The 18,184-nt window shown below is 68.3% G+C and carries 16 protein-coding genes and 1 pseudogene; 8 read left to right on the top strand and 9 right to left on the bottom strand.

Annotated elements, in window-relative coordinates; genetic code table 11:
- Positions 1-59: 59 nt before the first annotated feature.
- Positions 60-911, top strand: coding sequence for a bifunctional 5,10-methylenetetrahydrofolate dehydrogenase/5,10-methenyltetrahydrofolate cyclohydrolase (locus ACLJPD_RS13625; protein ID WP_410872444.1), 852 nt, complete (start codon positions 60-62; stop codon positions 909-911).
- A 116-nt stretch (positions 912-1,027) separates the two neighbouring features.
- Here the strand turns inward: ACLJPD_RS13625 and ACLJPD_RS13630 are convergent, their stop codons facing one another.
- The 3 genes and pseudogenes from ACLJPD_RS13630 to ACLJPD_RS13640 form a co-directional block, all read right to left on the bottom strand.
- On the bottom strand, positions 1,028-2,305 hold the full coding sequence (locus ACLJPD_RS13630) for a hypothetical protein (RefSeq protein WP_410872445.1): 1,278 nt from the start codon (positions 2,303-2,305) through the stop codon (positions 1,028-1,030).
- 110 nt (positions 2,306-2,415) lie between these two features.
- Positions 2,416-2,799, bottom strand: a pseudogene (locus tag ACLJPD_RS13635) (L,D-transpeptidase); the annotation flags it as partial.
- 261 nt (positions 2,800-3,060) lie between these two features.
- Complete coding sequence (locus tag ACLJPD_RS13640; protein ID WP_410872446.1) at positions 3,061-3,501, bottom strand: winged helix-turn-helix transcriptional regulator; 441 nt, start codon at positions 3,499-3,501, stop codon at positions 3,061-3,063.
- 76 nt (positions 3,502-3,577) lie between these two features.
- Here ACLJPD_RS13640 and ACLJPD_RS13645 point away from each other — a divergent pair, with 76 nt between their 5' ends.
- Positions 3,578-4,462 carry an NADP-dependent oxidoreductase gene (locus ACLJPD_RS13645; protein WP_410872447.1) on the top strand — a complete coding sequence of 295 codons (885 nt, stop codon included), beginning with the start codon at positions 3,578-3,580 and terminating at the stop codon, positions 4,460-4,462.
- 1 nt (position 4,463) lies between these two features.
- On the opposite strand, the gene ACLJPD_RS13650 is transcribed toward ACLJPD_RS13645, so the two are convergent.
- Positions 4,464-5,123 (bottom strand): cyclodeaminase/cyclohydrolase family protein, encoded by a 660-nt coding sequence (locus tag ACLJPD_RS13650; protein ID WP_410872448.1) that lies wholly within the window; start codon positions 5,121-5,123, stop codon positions 4,464-4,466.
- A 148-nt stretch (positions 5,124-5,271) separates the two neighbouring features.
- On the opposite strand from ACLJPD_RS13650, the gene ACLJPD_RS13655 reads away from it, so the two are divergent.
- Positions 5,272-6,309, top strand: a complete 1,038-nt coding sequence (locus tag ACLJPD_RS13655) for an LLM class F420-dependent oxidoreductase (protein WP_410872449.1) — start codon at positions 5,272-5,274, stop codon at positions 6,307-6,309.
- 66 nt (positions 6,310-6,375) lie between these two features.
- On the opposite strand, the gene ACLJPD_RS13660 is transcribed toward ACLJPD_RS13655, so the two are convergent.
- Positions 6,376-6,711, bottom strand: coding sequence for an STAS domain-containing protein (locus ACLJPD_RS13660; protein ID WP_410872450.1), 336 nt, complete (start codon positions 6,709-6,711; stop codon positions 6,376-6,378).
- Positions 6,712-6,881: 170 nt separating this feature from the next.
- Between ACLJPD_RS13660 and ACLJPD_RS13665 the strand changes: the two genes are divergently transcribed.
- The 3 genes from ACLJPD_RS13665 to ACLJPD_RS13675 are packed head-to-tail and all read left to right on the top strand — an operon-like array spanning position 6,882 to position 9,108.
- A complete protein-coding gene (locus ACLJPD_RS13665) occupies positions 6,882-7,361 on the top strand; it encodes a cation:proton antiporter regulatory subunit (protein ID WP_410872451.1) in 480 nt (159 codons plus the stop codon).
- A gap of 60 nt (positions 7,362-7,421) precedes the next feature.
- On the top strand, positions 7,422-7,904 hold the full coding sequence (locus ACLJPD_RS13670) for a cation:proton antiporter regulatory subunit (RefSeq protein WP_410872452.1): 483 nt from the start codon (positions 7,422-7,424) through the stop codon (positions 7,902-7,904).
- A 10-nt stretch (positions 7,905-7,914) separates the two neighbouring features.
- Positions 7,915-9,108, top strand: a complete 1,194-nt coding sequence (locus ACLJPD_RS13675; RefSeq protein WP_410873404.1) for a cation:proton antiporter — start codon at positions 7,915-7,917, stop codon at positions 9,106-9,108.
- A 15-nt stretch (positions 9,109-9,123) separates the two neighbouring features.
- On the opposite strand, the gene hutG is transcribed toward ACLJPD_RS13675, so the two are convergent.
- Entirely contained in the window at positions 9,124-10,041 is a 918-nt protein-coding gene (gene hutG, locus ACLJPD_RS13680) for a formimidoylglutamase (RefSeq protein WP_410872453.1), read from the bottom strand.
- Positions 10,038-11,228: an imidazolonepropionase gene (gene hutI, locus ACLJPD_RS13685; RefSeq protein ID WP_410872454.1), complete on the bottom strand. Its 1,191-nt coding sequence runs from the start codon at positions 11,226-11,228 to the stop codon at positions 10,038-10,040. The genes hutG and hutI overlap by 4 nt, the downstream gene beginning before the upstream one ends.
- Before the next feature lie 151 nt (positions 11,229-11,379).
- Between hutI and hutH the strand changes: the two genes are divergently transcribed.
- Entirely contained in the window at positions 11,380-12,939 is a 1,560-nt protein-coding gene (gene hutH / locus ACLJPD_RS13690) for a histidine ammonia-lyase (protein ID WP_410872455.1), read from the top strand.
- Between the two features lie 104 nt (positions 12,940-13,043).
- Here hutH and helR read toward each other — a convergent pair whose 3' ends face one another.
- The gene (helR, locus tag ACLJPD_RS13695; RefSeq protein ID WP_410872456.1) at positions 13,044-15,236 is read right to left on the bottom strand and encodes an RNA polymerase recycling motor ATPase HelR; all 2,193 of its coding nucleotides are present in this window, start codon (positions 15,234-15,236) and stop codon (positions 13,044-13,046) included.
- 142 nt (positions 15,237-15,378) lie between these two features.
- Positions 15,379-17,055 (bottom strand): urocanate hydratase, encoded by a 1,677-nt coding sequence (hutU, locus tag ACLJPD_RS13700; RefSeq protein ID WP_410872457.1) that lies wholly within the window; start codon positions 17,053-17,055, stop codon positions 15,379-15,381.
- Positions 17,056-17,142: 87 nt separating this feature from the next.
- On the opposite strand from hutU, the gene hutC reads away from it, so the two are divergent.
- Positions 17,143-17,898, top strand: coding sequence for a histidine utilization repressor (hutC, locus tag ACLJPD_RS13705; RefSeq protein ID WP_410872458.1), 756 nt, complete (start codon positions 17,143-17,145; stop codon positions 17,896-17,898).
- Positions 17,899-18,184 lie beyond the last annotated feature (286 nt).

An 18,184-nucleotide genomic window follows, 5' to 3' on the forward strand; every position in this document is an offset into this window, starting at 1 on the left:
TGCGCGCGTCGCGGCCCGGCGACAGGCCCTCGGCCCGGCGGCGGATAAGGTGACTCACCGTGGATACCGCTTCGCTGACCGGCAAGGAACTCGCCGCCGCCATCAACGCCGACTCGAAACAGCGCACGGCCGCGCTCACCGCCGCGGGCACCGCGCCGACGCTGGCGCTGATCGTCGCCAACGACGACCCGGCCAGCACCTGGTACGTGAACTCCCTGCGCAAGGCCGCCGAGCGACTCGGAATCGCCTGCGAGCGCATCGATCTCGGCGCCGACGCGAGTGCCGAGACGATTCGTGCCGAGTTGAGCGCGCGCAGCGCCGACCCCGCCACCGACGCGATCATGCTGCAGACCCCACTGCCCGCGGGCGTGAACCTCGACGACGTGAGTTCGGCGATCGCCGCGACCAAGGACGTCGACGGCGTCAGTCCGCTGTCGCTGGGTCTGCTCGCCTCCGGTCTCGACGGTTTCGTCCCCGCCACCTCCGAAGCGGTCGTCGAGTTGCTGAAGCATCACCGCATCGCGCTGCAGGGCCGCCTCGTCACGGTGGTCGGGCGCTCCAATATCGTCGGCAAGCCGCTCGCCCAGCTGCTGCTCGCCGAGAACGCGACCGTCACCGTCGCGCACTCGCGCACGGCCGACCTGGCCGCGGTCACCACCCCCGCCGATATCGTGGTCGCCGCGGCGGGCCGGATCGGCCTGGTCACCGGCAAGCACATCGGTGACGGTGCGGTCGTGATCGACGTGGGCACCAACGAAGCCGAAGACGGCGGCATCGTCGGCGATGTCGACGCGGCATCGGTCATCGGCAAGGCGGCGGCGTTGAGCCCGGTCCCCGGTGGTGTCGGCCCGGTGACCACTGCGCTACTCATGCGCCATGTGGTCGTCGCGGCCGAAAAAGCCCGCGCCTGAACACCTTTCGCGATCCAGTCGTGCGGCCGCCCAGCTGGTGATGCCGCCGTTCTCGATGCGACCGAGGGGCCTTGTTCGGGTCAACGCGAGCACGCCGACGCCATCGGGGTGCGGGTCTAGCGGGGTGCCGCCCCGAACGAGGTGATCAGCGTCTTGTTGCCGACCTCGGCGGTGCCGACCAGCTGCGGTGTGTAGGTGCTCGGCGCCGAATCCGGCCGGAACGCGGTGATCTTGACCAGGTACTGACCGGCGAAGGCGCCCGGGGTGATCTCGACACAGTGGGTGGTCCCGACCGGAGTGGAGTCGATCCCGGCCTGGATGGCAGCCGCCGAGGGCACCACGGCATCGGGTGCCACGAGGGTTCGTGCCTGATCACCGGACCGCGCAACGTAATAGGCGTGCTGGAAGGCCAGGATCGCCGCGATGCCGGACTCGTTGCCGCCCGCGCCGTTGCCCCGCACCATGGTGCCGAGCTGTTCGGTGGGGCACGCGGCCGTCACCGGACTCACCGAGCTCGGCACGAGCGGGGTGCTCGAGGCCGTGGATGCCGGTGCGGGCCCACGCAATTGGACGTAGGTGCCGCCGAGTAGCACGGCACCGGCCACCGAAGCGACCAGCGGGGCGACCCAGCGGGGCACGCGCCGATGCTTGGACCGGTCGATCATCCGCGCGAAGACCGCGTCGTCACCGTTGTAGTCGGGGGCGGGGCGCGACGGATCGCTTGCCGCATCGCGAGGGCCGGGTGTGGAGTGCGCCGAAAGGGAGTCCGTATCGCGATGATCGGGCGCGAGGCGCGGCGGGTAGACGTCCTGGTTGCGGTCGTCCGCTGCGAAGGTGACCGGCGCGAAGCGTGGCGGGAAGGTGTCTGCGCCGCCGAAGAAGTCCGGCGTGGGGCGCGAGGGCGGGGTGTGCGCACCTCGGTCCTCGGAGGCGTGGCGCGAACGCCGGGTCGCCGCGGTGTCGTTGCGCGGTCTCGAATGCTCGAGAGCCCCCCATGCGGGGGGTGGGGAGATGATCGGCAGCTCATCGGTGTCGGGCCCGTTGTCCTCGATCGAGAGCGCGATGTTCGCGAGGCCGTGGTGCGCGGCGGGATCAAACTTTCCGCCGACCACCGGGAGCCGATCGGTGACGGTAGCGTCCGCTGACAGGACCCCGTCGTACTCGAACTCTCGAATTCCGGCCGTGGGAACGACCGGAATGCCCGCCGGTGTCGTCGGCCCGCCTTCGATGCGATGACGCGCACCGCTGACCGGCTGCTCGCTCAGTCGACGGGGCCGTGGCGCGCTGAGGTCGCGCGAGCGCCGAATCGGGGTGACAGCCGCCAGCGGTGCACCGGCCGATCCCGGGTCGTGCTGTCGAGACCCGATCGGTCTGTGCGCTTCCGGTCGATCCATCGCCCCACCTTCATCAGGCTCGTCGCCGTCAGGGTATGTCCCGCAACGATTTCGTTACGGGCACGATACTGCCCTGACGGCGCGTTCGCCGAATGCCACGAGGGAAATGTTTACCAGTGGATGTACACCTGATCGCCGATGCCGACATTTTCGTAGTACCAGGCGGCGTCGTCGGGTGCGAGGTTGATGCAGCCGTGGCTCACGTTGGCGTTGCCCTGGGAGTCCACCGACCACGGTGCGGAGTGGACCATGACACCACCCCAGGTCAGGCGCACCGCGTATTCACCGTCGATGATGTAGCCCTCGGGATCGTTCAGGGGGATGCCGATGGTGCGCGAGTCGAACACCACCGAGCGGTCCTTCTCCAAGACGCTGAAGGTGCCGGTGGGCGTCTCGAAACCGGGCTTGCCCATCGACGCGGGCATCACGCGCACCTCTCCGTTCAGGTGCACGGTGAACGTGTGGTTCGACAGGTCGGCTTCGGCGTAGGTGCCACCGCCGTACTGGGTGCGCTGGCCGCCCATCAGGTCCGCGGACGCGACTCCCGACCAGGAGGCGGCAAGTAGAGCCGCCATGATCGCGACGAACAGGAAACGAAATGCGCTCCTCATAAACGCCACCCCTTCACTCACTCGTAGGCGGAATCCAAGTCTAGGCCGACATGATCAACTCGACCTATCGAAGTGGTAACGGCCACCGGGTCCCACGGTGTGTCGTCTTGCTTTCGCGCAGGTCGCGCCCCTGATCAAACGTTTTCACTTCGAGACCGGTGATGCTGTGCGCCCCGGTTGCGGCAGTGGGGCCGGTTCGGCGGTGTGGGCGGCCTCGAATCGGGCTCTGGCGGCGGTGATCTCCGCATGGTGTTCGACCACCCAGGCGCCCATCGCCTGGCTGATCCGCCCCAGGTCCGACCCGAGCGCGGTGATGCCGTACTCCACCCGCGGCGGCATCGTGGGGAAGACCTCGCGCCGGACCAGGCCGTCACGTTCCAGGTCGCGCAGCGTTCGGGTGAGCACCTTCTGGGTGATGCCGTCCAGGCGTCTGCGCAATTCGTTGAAACGCACCGGCTCGCCCGCCTCCCGCAGGCTGCCGAGCACCAGCAGGACCCATTTGTCGGCGAGTACCGACAGCAGTTGACGTGCGGGGCAGTCGCGCAGGAACGCTTCGACCGAACTCTGCTCACCGACGGTATCCATGAGGTACCACGGTATCCGAAAGGTACCTACTACCGCTGGGAAACTACTCGGCGCAGACTCGACGGTTATGTGGCAGATGATGCAGAGATCATTCGGCGGACCGGACGTCTTCGAGCGTGCGGAGGTGCCGCGGCCGACGCCGGGTCCGGGGGAGGTGTTGGTGCGGGTCGTGGCGACCAGCGTCAACGCCGCGGACTGGAAGGTACGCAGTGGGCTGATCCGGCAACTGGGTGAGCCGCCGCTCGTGCTCGGGCTCGATGTGTCCGGGGTCGTCGCCGCGGTGGGTGTCGAGGCGACGCGCTTCGCGCCGGGAGACGCGGTGTACGGCATGGTGTTCGGTGGGGCCAACGCGGAATACGTGGTGGCGCAGGAGAATCGATTGGCTCGCGTCCCCGCCTCGATCGACCCGGTGCACGCGGCCGCGCTTCCGGTGGCCGGGGTCACCGCCTGGCAGGCACTGTCTTCGGTGCGTCCCGGCGAGCGAGTCCTCGTGCACGCGGCGGCCGGTGGAGTCGGGCATCTGGCGGTGCAGATCGCGGCGTGGCGCGGCGCTCGGATCGCCGCCACCGCGCGGACCGGCAACCACGCCTTCCTCCGCGCACTCGGCGTCACCGTCCCGATCGATTACCGGACCACCGACTTCACCACCGCGGTGCGCGAGGTCGATCTGGTGGTGGATCTGATCGGCGGCGACTACACGGATCGATCATTGACCGTCCTGAGTGCCACCGGCCAGGTGGTGGCGGCCGAAGGCCCGGCGACACACCCGGATTCGCGTGTGCGCCGACTCTACGTCGACCCGACGACGGCCGCCCTCGACGAGCTCGCGGCGGCGATCGACCAGGGCGCGCTGACCGTCGATATCGCGGAAATCCTGCCGATCACCGAACTCGCCGCCGCGCATCGGCGCAGCGAATCCGGGCGGGTGCGCGGCAAGATCGTGCTCACCGCGGACCGCTGACTCAGCCGCGCACGGCGTGCAGCACGTCGCCGTGCAGTGCGTCGGCGCGGGCCGCGATGGTGTCCACGCGCAGCAGGGTGGCGGCGAACGAGTCGCCGAGGTCGGCGGGCAGGGAGCCGACATTGATCTCGATATTGAGCTGCGAGCTCATCGCCGCGGCGCGGGCGGCGTCGGCGGCGGCACCGATATCGGTGACCACGTTCGGGTTGCCGATCGGCAGCAGTTCGGCGGCCAGCGAGAGGATTTCGTCGGCCTCGTCGACCACGGCGGCGGGCACGCGGGCGGCTTCGACCAGCGCCGTGTTGATCGCCGCGGTGCGGGCGGCGAGCTCGGCGTCGGTGTCCTTTGGCAGCTTGTAGGCCGCGCCGACGGCAGTGAACGCGGCCGCGTCGGCATCGGCGAGGTCGAGGGATCTGGCCAGCGCGGCATCGGCGGCCACGATGATCTGGTCGATCACCGGCCGGTTCTGCGCGTCCTTGGCGCGGGTGGTGTAGCGCGCCACCATCGCCACCAGCGCGGCAGCCTGGGCGGCGTGCAGCGCGGCCACGGCGCCGCCACCGGGAGCGGGTACCTTCGCGGCCAGCTCCGACAGGTAGTGCTCCAAGGTCACCGAACCGAAGGAGGTGGCGATCTGCTGCGGCGACACGGTGGGCTGCGACACGACGGGGTGGCCTTTCGATGCGGCGAGAAGTGCGTGGAATCAGTCTCAACGCTACCGCGTGCCCGGGCACGCACCCCGCTCGACCAGCACCTGTGCCGACAGACCGACCGGTCGGGGTGCGCGGGTCGCCCGAGGCTATGTTGGGTGCATGCGGATCGGATTGAGCATCAACTACACCGACGGTTTCAAGGAGACGGCGGCCGAAGTCGCCGACCTGGAACGCGCCGGCCTCGACATCGTCTTCGTGCCGGAGGCGTACTCGTTCGACGCGGTGAGCGCGCTGGGATTCCTGGCCGCCCGCACCGAGCGGGTGCAGCTGGCATCGGGCATCCTGCAGCTCTACACCCGGACCCCCAGCCTCACCGCGATGACCGCGGCGGGCCTCGACTACGTCTCCGACGGCCGTTTCATCCTCGGCATCGGCGCCTCCGGCCCGCAGGTCATCGAGGGCTTCCACGGTGTGCCCTACGACGCCCCGATCGGACGCACCCGCGAACTCCTGGAGATCTGCCGCAAGGTGTGGCGGCGCGAGAAGCTCAACTACCAGGGCAAGTACTACCAGATCCCGCTGCCCGCCGAGCGCGGCACCGGCCTCGGCAAAGAGCTCAAGCTGATCAATCACCCTGTTCGTGAAGACATTCCGGTGCTGCTGGCGGCGCTCGGACCGAAGAACGTCGAGCTGGCCGCCGAGGTCGCCAACGGCTGGCAGCCGATCTTCTTCCTGCCGGAGAAGGCGAACGACGTGTGGGGCGACGCGCTCGCCGCGGGCAAGGCCAAGCGTGATCCCGCGCTGGGCGAGCTCGACATCTTCGCAGGCCCGGCACTTGCCATCGGTGAGAACGTGACCGGGCTGCTCGAGTTCGTGAAGCCGCACCTGGCGCTCTACATCGGCGGCATGGGCGCCAAGGGCAAGAACTTCTATCACACCCTCGCCACCAAGTACGGCTACGGCGAGGCCGCCGACCGCATCCAGGAGCTGTACCTGGCCGGTGACAAGCAGGCCGCCAACCAGGCCGTGCCCGACGAGCTGGTGCGCGACGTGTCGCTGATCGGCCCGGAGAGCTTCGTCAAGGAGCGCATCGCGGCGATGGCCGAGGCGGGCGTCACCACGCTCAACGTCACGCCGATCGCCGAGGACGCCGCCGGTCGCGTCAAGCTGATCGAGCAGCTGCGCGCACTCTGCTGACACCCACCGACGACAAACGCGCCGCCGCCCGGAGAATTCTCCGGACGACGGCGCGTTCGCGCGCTGTCAGGACGTGAACGACGCCAACGCGGCCTCCAGGGTGGTGTGCATGGCGAACACCTGGTCCAGGCTCGTCATCTTCAGCTGACGACTGGTGGCGGGTCCGTCGGCCACGACCGCGATCGAGGTGGTCTCGCCTGCCCGCTGATGCGCGGCGACCAATGTCGCCATGCCCGCCGACGCCAGGAACCCGACCGCGGTCAGGTCGATCACCAGCGTCGCCGGTTTCTCGGCCAGGATGGCCTCGATGGTGGCATCGAGCGCGGGTGCGGTCGCCAGGTCGACCTCGCCGGTCACCGTCAGCACCGTGACGCCGTCGTGTACCGCCGTCGTGGTGGTCATCGTGTCCGTGAGTGGATACGCGTCTCCGGAAGAGTTGGTCACTGCTCAACAACACACAACTTCGCCCGAATACGCAAGCCACAGCCTCGTGCGGTCGGTATTTCGGCTGGTGTGCGGTGGTGCGCAGGGTAAGGGGTGGTGTTATTCGGATCTGGTCGTACTGTGAGGGCGTGAACATCGATGTGACGCCTTTACCGGGAATCGGCGTGTGCAAGGACTTTCCGCTGGCGGAGGCGCGCCGCCGGATCGGCGTGATCGAACACCGCGACGGCTCCGTAGACCTGGTCGTCTCGCGAGCGGGCGACTACGACTCGACCACGTCGATTCCCTTGTCCGACACCGAGATCGGCGTGCTGGCCGGATTACTCGGCGCACCGCAGGTGGTGCAGAAGACCCGCGAGACCCACAGTGCGGGGGAGCTGTCGACCAGGCAGTTCGCGATCGACCGCGGCAGCCCGTTCGACGGTCGCCCGTTGCGCGACACCGAAATGCGCACCCGGACCAAGGCCTCGGTCGTCGCGGTGGTGCGAGCGGGCGAGGTGACTCCGTCACCGGGAACGGACTTCACCTTCATCCCCGGTGATCTGGTTGTCGTGATCGGTACCGACGAGGGCCTCGACGCGGCGGGACGGCTGCTCGAAGCAGGCTGACAAATCTATGCGGTTGGTAAAGGGCAGGTAAGGTATCCCTAGCTGAGGTTAGGTGATCCCATGAATGTAGAAGTGACATCCCTGCCGGGAATCGGTGTCCGCAAAGAGTTTTCACTGTCGAAGGTCGACCGCCGGATCGGAATCGTCGACCACCGCGACGGCGGTACCGACCTGATTTTCACCAAGGTGGGCGATCCGGATTCGACCGTTCAGATTCCACTGTCGGCGGTAGAGGCCCGCACGTTGGCGAGTCTGCTCGGCGCACCACAGTTGGTCGCGCAATTGCGTGAGGAACATCGCGACCTCGACGGCGTGAGCACGCGGTCGTTGCTGATTCCGCCGAACTCGCCGTATGCGTCACGACTTCTCGGCGACACCGAACTGCGGACCAGGACCCGCGCCTCGATCGTGGCGGTCCTGCGGGCGGGCCAGGTGCTGGCATCGCCCGGGCCGGAGTTCGTGTTCGCCGCCGGCGACATGGTCGTCGTGGTCGGCACGAACGCCGGGCTCGACGCCGCCGCTTCGATCCTCACCGACGGCTGAGCCGGTGCAAGTGAGTGGAACCGCGCTGGCCTTGATCCAGCTGGGGGCTGTGTTCTTCGGGTTGGGTGTGCTCGGGCGGATCGCGGCCCGCATCGGCCTCTCACCCATCCCGCTCTACCTGCTCGGCGGGTTGGTCTTCGGCACGGGCGGCCTGATCGAACTGCACGAGGTGGACGATTTCATCCACATCGCCAGCGAGATCGGCGTCGTGCTGCTGCTGTTGTTGCTCGGCTTGGAGTACACCGCCGGTGAGCTGGTCACCGGCATGCGCAAATCCTGGCCCGCGGGTCTGCTCGACCTGGTGCTCAACGCGACACCCGGTGTGATCGTGGCGCTCATGCTCGGCCTCGGACCGACGGGCGCGATCGCGATGGCGGGCGTCACCTACATCTCCTCCTCCGGGATCGTCGCCAAGGTGCTCAACGACCTCGGCCGACTGGGCAACCGGGAGACGCCGACGATCCTGTCGATCCTGGTGTTCGAGGACCTGGCGATGGCGGTGTACCTGCCGGTGCTCACCGCGGTACTGGCCGGTGTCGGATTCGTGGCGGGGATGACGACGGTCGGTATCGCGCTGGTCGCGGTGACGTTGGTGCTCATCGTCGCCTTGCGCTACGGCAGGTTCGTCTCGGCGATCGTGGCGAGTGAGGATCGCGAGATCTTCCTGCTCAAGCTGCTCGGTTCGGCACTGCTGGTGGCCGGTATCGCCTCGGCGGTGCAGGTGTCGGCGGCGGTCGGCGCGTTCCTGCTCGGCATCGCGATCTCCGACTCCACCGCGCACGACGCCACCAAGATCCTCGAACCGCTGCGCGATCTGTTCGCGGCGATGTTCTTCGTGCTGTTCGGTTTGAGCACCGATCCGGCGAGCATTCCGCCGGTGCTTGGCTGGGCGGTGCTGCTCGCGGTGGTCACGACGGCCACCAAGATCGCCACGGGCTGGTGGGCGGCCAAACGCGCCGGCGCCTCACAGCTGGGCCGGGCCCGCGCGGGTACCGCCCTGATCGCGCGCGGCGAATTCTCGATCGTCATCGCGGGACTCGCGGTGGCCGCGGGTGCGGTGCCCGACGAATTCGCCGCTCTGGCCACCACCTATGTGCTCCTGATGGCCATCATCGGCCCGATCGGTGCCCGCATCGTGGAACCGGTCATGCGGGCGACGGTCGGTCGCAAGCAGCGTGTGCAGGTCGACCCGCTCGCGGAATGACGACCCGGACGATTCTCATGCGATGTGCCGGGTGACGATCCGGTGCAGTAGGCGGGCGGCGGTGCGGGCGGTGCGGTTGTCGATGTCGAGACGGGGATTCAGCTCGGCGACATCGACAACTGCGAGTTTGCCGCTGCCAGTGGCCCGGTCGCAGACGGACTGGATCGTGGACAACGCAACACCGTATGCCGCGGGAGCGCTCACGCCGGGAGCGACAGACGCGGGTAGGACATCAAGGTCGATGGTCAGATACAGCAGGTCGATCCCGGACAGGAAATCGTCGACGAAGCCGGCGACCCGGGTCGGCTCGCAGTCGTCGTCGAGCAGATAGCGCACACCGAGTCGGTCCGCGGTGTCGAACAGGATCCGGGTGTTGCTGGGCTGGCTGATCCCGATCACCGCGTACCGGACGTCGTCGTCGGTCTCGAGGATCTGCCGGAACGGGGTGCCGGAGCTGGGGACGGGATCGGGGCGTAGGTCGAAATGCGCGTCGAGATTGAGGATTCCGATGATGCTGCCGGGAGTGCGGCGGGTGGCACCGGCCAGCCCGAGGTAGGTGCCGTAGGCGAGTTCGTGGCCACCGCCGAGAACGACCGGGAAGGCATCGTCGTCCAGCAGCGCGGACACCGTCTCGCCCAGTCGCCGCTGACCGTCCGCCAATCGGTCGTCGGTGACGGCGATCGTGCCCGCGTCGAACGCTCGCAGTGCGGTGTCGAGCGCCATCGGTGCCAGCGCACCCCGCAGCGCGTCCGGCCCCGCGGCTGCCCCGAGGCGGCCCTTGTTCCGGCGCACCCCTTCCTCGCACGCGAAACCGACGAACACGCACACCCCGGTACCCTTGCCCGGCTCGTACGGCGTGACGGCCTGATGCCAGCGCAGCTGCTGCGGCGTCGTGCCGTCGACACGGCCGGTCCATGCGGATTCGGAAGTCATTGCACCACAACTCGATTCGGAACGACGAGCACGCCTTCGCGCCACACCTGAGCGACCAGGGGAACCCCGGGGCGATAGGCGAGATGCAGGTGGGAGGGGGCGTCCAGCGCGATGACATCGGCCCGTGAACCGGGGGAGAGGGAACCGATATCGGTGCGCCGCAACGCCTTCGCGCCACCCGCGGTCGCCGCCCAGACCGCTTCCTCGGGTGACATGCGCATCTCCCGCACGGCCAGGGCGATACAGAACGGCAGGCTCGTCGTATAGCTGGTGCCCGGATTGCAGTCCGCGCCGAGCGCGACGGTGACCCCCGCGTCCAGCAGCGCCCTGGCGTCGGGATAGCTGTTTCGCGTACAGAAGTCGGCGCCGGGCAGCAGGGTGGCCACCGTATCGCTGTCGGCGAGCGCCTCGATATCGGCACGGTTCACGTGCGACACATGATCCACCGACGCCGCACCGAGCTCGACGGCCAGGCGCACTCCTGGTCCCTGATGCAGCTGACTGCCGTGTACCCGAGGTACCAGCCCGTGCGCGATTCCCGCAGTCAACACGGCATGCGCCTGGTCACGGTCGAAAGCGCCCTGCTCACAGAACACATCGATCCACCGGGCGTACGGTGCGCACCGCGGAATCATCTCCTCGCACACCATCGTCACGTAGTCGTCGGCGCGTCCGACGTATTCGGGGGGCGGCACATGCGCGGCGAGCAGGGTCACCTCGTCGGTGCAGCGTGCCGCGATCTGGACGCTGCGCAGTTCGTCGGCCACGGTCTGCCCGTAACCGCTCTTGCATTCGACCGTGGTGCTGCCCGCCCGCAGCGACTCGGCCAGCAGCCTTCGCATGTTCGCCGCGAGCTGCTCGTCGCTCGCTGCCCTCGTCGCCTCGATCGTGGTGCGGATACCACCCGCCGCGTAGGGCCGCCCCGCCATCCTGGCCGCGAACTCCTCAGCCCGATCGCCCGCGAACACCAGATGCGAATGCGACTCGACGAATCCCGGCAGCACCGCGCGCCCGTCGAGATCGAACCCGATGTCGGCGGCCGGTGCGCCGGTAGTGTCACCGACCCACACCACCCGCCCGTCGTCGATGACGAGGGCGGCGTCGTGCCGGATCCCCAGCGGGCCGTGGCCCAGCGCGGGGTCGTTGGTGACCAGGGTGCCGATCTCGCTCAGCACAGTGGTGGGCACGTGAAGTCCTCCTGGCTGCGGGTGTCGAGCATGGTCCCCTACTGTAGGCATATACCTGTATAGACAAGAACGGCACGAGTGGATCATTCTGTCACCGCTCGACAGTGTTGTCTATACAGGTCCGCACAGGGCTGATCGAAGGAGAAGCATCATGAGTATCGACTCGGCGCGGACCGTGCCGGTTACCGTCGGCACGGGTCCGGTCTCGCCGCGGGAAGTGGTGCGCGTGGCAAGGGAGGGTGCCCCGGTCGTGGTGTCGGAGGAGGCACTCGCTGCCATCGGGGCGAGTCGGGCGCGGATCGAGGCGCTGGCCGCCGAGCCGAGGCCGGTCTACGGGGTGTCGACCGGATTCGGTGCGCTCGCCGTTCGCCATATTCCGCGGGAATCACGCAAGCAGTTGCAGCGCAGTCTGATTCGTTCACACGCTGCCGGGTCGGGCGTCGAAGTTGAGCGAGAGGTGGTGCGCGCGTTGATGTTGCTGCGCCTGTCGACGCTGGCCACCGGTCGGACGGGGGTGCGTCCGGTCGTCGCGCAGACCTACGCCGCGCTGCTGTCGGCGGGGATCACCCCGGTGGTCTACGAGTACGGCAGTCTCGGCTGTTCCGGTGATCTCGCACCGCTGTCGCACGTCGCGCTGGCCGTGATGGGTGAAGGGACTGTGCGAAATGCGCACGGCGACTTGATGTTCGCGGCCCAGGCCATGGCCGCCGCCGGGATCGTCGCGGTCGAGCTCGCGGAGAAGGAAGGCCTCGCGCTCATCAACGGCACCGACGGCATGCTCGGTATGCTGGTGCTCGCCTGTCACGACCTGCGCGCGCTGCTGCGCCTGGCCGATGTGACCGCGTCGATGAGTGTGGAGGGCCTGCTCGGCACCGACAAGGTGTTCGCCGCGGATCTGCAGGCGCTGCGCCCGCAACCGGGCCAGGCGATCGCGGCCGCCAATATGGTTCGCGTGCTGGCGGATTCGCCGATCGTGGCCAGCCACGCCACCGATGACTGCGCTGTCGTCCAGGACGCCTACTCGTTGCGCTGCGCACCCCAGGTCGCCGGCGCCGCCCGCGACACCCTCGATCATGCCGAGCGCATCGCGGGCTTCGAATTGGCCAGTGCCGTGGACAATCCCGTCGTCACCCTCGACGGCCGCGTCGAGTCCAACGGCAACTTCCACGGTGCGCCGGTCGCCTATGTGCTGGACTTTCTGGCCATCGTGATCGCCGATGTCGCCTCGATGAGCGAACGCCGCACCGACCGCTTCCTCGACAAGGCCCGCAACCACGGCCTGCCCCCGTTCCTGGCCGACGACCCCGGCGTCGACAGCGGCCACATGATCGCCCAGTACACCCAGGCCGCCATCGTCTCCGACCTCAAACGCCTGGCCGCGCCCGCTTCGGTCGACTCGATCCCGTCCTCGGCCATGCAGGAAGACCATGTCTCGATGGGCTGGTCCGCCGCCCGCAAACTCCGCCGCGCCGTGGACTGCCTGACCAGGGTCCTGGCCATCGAAGCCCTCACGGCTGCCCGCGGCCTCGACCTGCGCGCACCGCTCGTTCCGGCTCCCGCGACCGCCGCGGTGGTGAGCGCGCTGCGCGCCGAAGTCCCCGGTCCGGGGCCGGACCGCTACCTCGCCCCGGAAATCGAAGCGGCCGTCCGTCTGGCGGCATCGGGCGCACTACTGGCCGCCGCCGAATCGGTGACCGGCTCCCTCGGCTGAGGGCGAGACTGCCGTCCGGGTGGATCGCTGTGCCGGTGCCTGCGCGTGGCCCGCTACCTCGCACCCGCGATCGAGGCGGCGGTCCGTCCGGTCGGTGGCGCCGGCTACGCCCGCAACCGCTCTGCCGGTTCGACAGCGGTGAGCCCCCGCAGTGACTCGGGCAACGGGCTCTGATGCAGCACGCCAAGGCGCTGGGTGGCGCGGGTGAGGGCGACGTAGAGCTCGGCGGCACCGCGCGGTCCGTCGGCCAGAATCCGCTGCGGATCCACCACGAGCACCGCGTCGAACTCGAGGCCTTTCGTCTCCGCCGCGGGCACCGTTCCGGGTACGCCCGGCGGGCCGATCACGATGCTCGTCCCTTCGCGGCCCGCCTCGTTTCGCACGAATTCCTCGATCGCAGCGGGCAATTCGTCGGCGCTGAGCCGGCGGGACCAGGGCACGACACCGCAGGACCGCACCGAATCCGGCGGTCGGACATCGGGTGCGAACTCGGCGAGCACGTCGGCGGCGACCGCCATGATCTCCGCCGGGGTGCGGTAGTTCACGGTCAGGGAACGATAGATCCAGCGGCCGGGGACATAGGGCTCCATCATCGTGGCCCAGGAGATCGCGCCCGCCGCGGACCGCCGCTGCGCGAGGTCGCCGACGATCGTGAACGACCGGCTCGGGCAGCGGCGCATCAGCACCCGCCAGTCCATCTCCGACAGTTCCTGGGCCTCGTCGACCACCACGTGTCCGTAGGTCCAATCACGGTCGGCCGCAGCACGTTCGGCGAGTTCGCGGGTGTCGCGTTCCAGGAAGCGCTCGGCCAGGTCTTCCCCGTAGAGCATGTCCTGGGCGAGAAGGTGGTCCTCGTCGTCCATCAGGTCCTCGCGACTGATCAGCGTGTCCAACACACCCGCCGCGTACTCGGCCTCGGCCTTGCGTTCTCGTTCGGCGGAGTCGTCGGCGGCCTTGTCGCGGCCGAGCAGGTCGACCAGTTCGTCGAGCAGCGGCACGTCCGACACCGTCCACGCGCCACCGTCGGCCCGCCGCAACACCGCGTCCGCGCCCGCCGCCCGCAACCGCTCGGGTGACGAATACAGCTGCGACAGCACTGTTTCCGGCTGCAGAATCGGCCAGCACTGATCGATCGCCGCGGTGAACTCGGCATGGTCGGCGAGCTCGCGGACCAGATCGGCCCGCAGTTGTTCCCACGCCTCGGTGTCCTCGCGAGTCAGCCAGCCCTCGCCGATCCGGGCGATCGCGCGTTCGGTGAGGACGTAGGTGATGATCTCGATGAACACCGCGCGCGCCTCGTTGTGCGGGCGCCCGCTCTCCCGCGCTTCCTGCCTGGCCCACTCCGCGGTGGCGGCGTCGATGCGCACCGTCACATCGGTCAGCGCGATGGTCAGCGGCGCCTCGGGCAGGCGCTGCCGGTCCGCGATCGTCGCCGCGAGGACATCCAGCATTTGCAGCGAACCCTTGAGCCGTGCGGCCTCCGGTGCGTCCTGCGCCCTCGCGTGCAGACCGGGCACGAGATCGGCGGTGGTGGCGAACACGACATTCGTCTCGCCGAGGGAGGGCAGCACGTGGGCGATGTGGTTGAGGAAGGCCGGGTTGGGCCCGACCACGAGCACGCCTTGGCGCTCCATCCGCCGCCGCTGGGTGTAGAGCAGGTACGCGACGCGGTGCAGCGCCACCACGGTCTTGCCGGTGCCGGGCCCGCCCTCGATCACGGTCACGCCGGGGTGCTCCAGGCGGATGATCTCGTCCTGTTCGGCCTGGATCGTCGCGACGATATCGCGCATCCCGTCCCCCCGCGGCGCGTCGACGGCGGCGAGCAGCGCGGCATCGGCCCCGCCCTCGCTCCCGTCCGGACGGCCGAGCACCTCGTCGGTGAAATCGACCACCCGACGTCCCCTGGTATGGAACTGACGACGCCTGCGCATGCCCTCCGGGTTGGCCGCGGTGGCGACATAGAACGCGCGCGCCGCAGGAGCCCGCCAATCCACCAGCAGCTGTTCGAGGTCGTTCGACTCGTCGAACAGCCCGATCCGGCCGATGTAGGAACGCTCACCCGACACCGCGTCGAGACGACCGAAGCACAGCCCGTTGTCGGCCACGTCGAGGCGTTGGACTTCCTTGCCCAGCGCCCGCACCTCGTTGTCGCGCTCCATGGGGGAGTCGCCCTTGGCGCGCAGCGCCGCGCTGTAGCGGCCCTTCACCCGTGCCCGCTCGGCATCGAGCCGCGCGTAGAGCCCGGCGACATAGCTTCGCTCGGACGCGCGTTCCTCTTCGTACCCGTGCGCTGACATAGGCCCCTAACTGTACTTTTTCCGGTGCGACCGGATGATTGTGCAGCACCCCCGGGGCCTTGCCGCAAGTCCCCACATGCGCTATATATTGAAAGTGGAAAGAGCCCCGGCACCGCCGGGGCTCTCGTCTATTCCGGGCCTGTCAGCCTTCTCGCATAGGAATGCGCACACCACGTTCGCGAGCCACATCGGCCGCATGCTGGTAACCCGCGTCGACATGGCGCATCACACCGGTGCCCGGGTCATTGGTCAGCACCCGCTCCAGCTTCCGCGCGGCGAGGTCGGTGCCGTCGGCGATACACACCTGACCCGCGTGGATCGACCGGCCCATCCCCACCCCACCGCCGTGATGGATCGACACCCAGCTCGCCCCGGACGCGGTGTTGAGCAGCGCGTTGAGCAGCGGCCAGTCCGCGATCGCGTCGGAACCGTCGGCCATCGCCTCGGTCTCGCGGTAAGGGGAGGCCACCGAGCCGGAGTCGAGGTGGTCGCGGCCGATGGCCAGGGGAGCCGACAGCTCACCCGAGGCGACCATCTCGTTGAATTTCAGGCCGGCCAGGTGCCGTTCGCCGTAGCCGAGCCAGCAGATCCGCGCGGGCAGCCCTTCGAACTTCACCTTCTCGCCCGCCATGGTGATCCAGCGGCGCAGGTGTTCGTTGTCGGGGAACAGTTCCAGGATCGCGCGGTCGGTGGCGGCGATATCGGCCGGGTCACCGGAGAGCGCGGCCCAGCGGAACGGCCCGAGACCCTCTTCGAACAGCGGACGGATGTAGGCGGGAACGAAGCCGGGAAACGCGAAAGCCCTTTCGTAGCCGCCTTTTCGGGCCTCGTCGCGAATCGAGTTCCCGTAGTCGAACACCTCGGCGCCCGCGTCCATGAAGCCGACCATCGCCGCGACATGCTCTGCCATGGACGCCTGCGCCTCGGTCGTGAACCAGGCCGGGTCCTTCTCGGCGAGGGTGTGCCAGTCTTCGAGTGCGACCCCGATCGGCAAGTAGGACAACGGATCGTGCGCCGAAGTCTGATCGGTGACGATATCCATCGGCGCGCCCATGGCCAGCAGTTCGGGGAACACCTCGGCCGCATTGCCGACCAGACCGATCGAGAGCGGCCTGCGCTCGTCGCGTGCGGCAATAGCGAGATCCAGTGCTGCCCGCAAGGTTTCGGCCTTCGTGTCGAGGTAGCCGTGCGCGATCCGCCGATCGATCCGCGCCGGATCGCAGTCCACGCACAGTGCGACACCGTCGTTCATCGTCACCGCGAGCGGCTGCGCACCACCCATCCCGCCGAGCCCCGCCGTGAGTGTGATCGTGCCTGCGAGCGTGCCGCCGAACCGCTTGCGCGCCACCGCGCCGAAGGTCTCATAGGTGCCCTGCAGGATGCCCTGGCTGCCGATGTAGATCCACGACCCGGCCGTCATCTGCCCGTACATCATCAGCCCCAACTGCTCGAGCTTGCGGAACTCGTCCCACGTTGCCCAGTCGCCGACGAGATTCGAATTCGCCAGCAGCACGCGAGGCGCCCACTCGTTGGTGCGGAAGACTCCGACCGGCTTGCCCGACTGCACCAGCAAGGTCTCGTCGGCGGCGAGGGTCTCCAGGGTTCGCACGATCGCGTCGAAGGCCGCCCAACTGCGCACGGCCCGCCCGGTTCCGCCGTAGACGACCAGGTCGTCGGGTCGTTCGGCGACCTCGGGATCGAGGTTGTTCATCAGCATCCGTAGCGCGCCCTCCTGCTGCCATCCGAGGGTGCGCAGCTCGGTGCCACGCGGAGCGTACACGGGACGTGGGCCGGGAACCGGCGGTGTCGCGTCGTTCATGGAGCCAGTATATTCCTGTATATACAAGTAACAGCGGCGTTCGCGCGCAACGTATTCTCTCTGGGCGAGGCGAGGAGATATTCGGTGGTGGCGATCGAGGTAGTCGATGCGGAGCTGGCCGCGCTCTACGGTGAGTTGGGCAGTGGGTTCGCGGCGTATGAACGGGTCAAGCAGCTGATCATGGCGCAGATCAAAGCCGGGCGGTGGACCGCGGGGGAGCAGATCCCGTCGGAGAATCAGTTCGTCGCCGCGCTCGGCCTGTCCCGGATGACGATCAATCGCGCCCTGCGTGACCTGACCGCCGACGGCGCGCTCACCCGGGTGATGGGCGTCGGCACCTTCGTCGCGGCCAGCAAGGCCACCTCACCATTGTTCGAAGTCCGCAACATCGCCGACGAGATCGCAGGCCGCGGGCACCGTCATCGCACCGAGGTGGTGTTCGTGCGGGCGGAGGCACCCGGTGATCAGGAGCTCGCGAATGCCATGGGTGGCGAGGTGTTCCACTCGCTGCTGGTGCACTTCGAGGACGGCGTGCCGATCCAGCTCGAGGATCGCTACGTCAACCCGGCGCACGCGCCCGACTACCTCGCCCAGGACTTCACCGCCGTCACCCCGAACATCTATCTCAGCGAGGTCGCGCCGCTGCTGCGCGGCGAGCACGTCGTCGAGGCGGTGCGGGCGGCGGGCGAAGAGTGCGCGCTGCTCGGCATCGACTCCGACGAGCCGTGCCTGCTGATCCGGCGCCGCACCTGGTCGTCGGGTGGGTTGGTCAGCGTGGCACGGCTCGTGCATCCGGGTTCACGAAATCGCTTGGAGGGCAGTTTCGGTAGCGAACCGAGCTGACGCAGCCCGTTCAAACAATGTGGCGGTCGGCTTGAAATCGCTGTGGCCGCAGGACAATCATGCGATGACAATCCGATCAGGGAGATGGTCGAACGGTTCTGTGCCGCGCTCGATCGCTCTTCGGAATTGTTATCCGATCTGAATATTAAAGAGGAACAGCAAACCTATAGCTAACTAAAAAAGAGTTCTTGAACTGGGGGTATGTCAAATCGACGGATCGAGCTCGATTTAGAGTTATCACTGTTTCGTGACGAAGTGGGCGGTATGCCCGACCGGGGCTGTACGT

Origin of the sequence: Nocardia sp. A7 (assembly GCF_046549215.1) — a bacterium.
GTDB lineage: Bacteria > Actinomycetota > Actinomycetes > Mycobacteriales > Mycobacteriaceae > Nocardia.